At 52.7% G+C, this 541-nt stretch carries 4 tRNA genes; all 4 read left to right on the top strand.

The annotated features are described in order from the left end of the window. Window positions 1-70 precede the first annotated feature (70 nt). The 4 genes from EDI28_RS26300 (at window position 71) to EDI28_RS26285 (ending at window position 539) form a co-directional block, all read left to right on the top strand. A tRNA-Arg gene (locus EDI28_RS26300) sits at window positions 71-147 on the top strand. A 58-nt stretch (window positions 148-205) separates the two neighbouring features. After that, window positions 206-282: transfer RNA gene (locus tag EDI28_RS26295), tRNA-Arg, on the top strand. Between the two features lie 11 nt (window positions 283-293). Continuing rightward, window positions 294-385, top strand: a tRNA-Ser gene (locus tag EDI28_RS26290). Between the two features lie 80 nt (window positions 386-465). Next, window positions 466-539 (top strand) — tRNA-Arg (locus EDI28_RS26285). Window positions 540-541: the final 2 nt, after the last annotated feature.

The raw sequence follows: 541 nt of genomic DNA, 5'->3' as shown, positions 1-541 counted from the left end.
TTTCTGAAATATGCCTTCCAGCTACAATTTCAGATCCAGACAAAATTTCTTTCTTCGGAAAGAAGCCTGCGCGTCCGTAGCTCAGCTGGATAGAGTACCTGGCTACGAACCAGGCGGTCGGAGGTTCGAATCCTCCCGGACGCGCCATTATTGATATGCATGGTATCGTTACTGCGATGCGGTGCAGTAAAACCGAATTAAGTGTGCGCTCGTAGCTCAGCTGGATAGAGTACCTGGCTACGAACCAGGCGGTCGGAGGTTCGAATCCTCCCGAGCGCGCCATTGATTTGTGTGGTGAGGTGGCCGAGAGGCTGAAGGCGCTCCCCTGCTAAGGGAGTATACGGTTTATCCCGTATCGAGGGTTCGAATCCCTCCTTCACCGCCATTCTTTGTTGTTTCTGAAATATGCCTTCCAGCTACAATTTCAGATCCAGACAAAATTTCTTTCTTCGGAAAGAAGCCTGCGCGTCCGTAGCTCAGCTGGATAGAGTACCTGGCTACGAACCAGGCGGTCGGAGGTTCGAATCCTCCCGGACGCGCC

The organism is Photobacterium chitinilyticum (assembly GCF_004104355.1).
Classification (GTDB): domain Bacteria; phylum Pseudomonadota; class Gammaproteobacteria; order Enterobacterales; family Vibrionaceae; genus Photobacterium; species Photobacterium chitinilyticum.
This window is presented reverse-complemented; position numbering and strand designations above follow the sequence as displayed.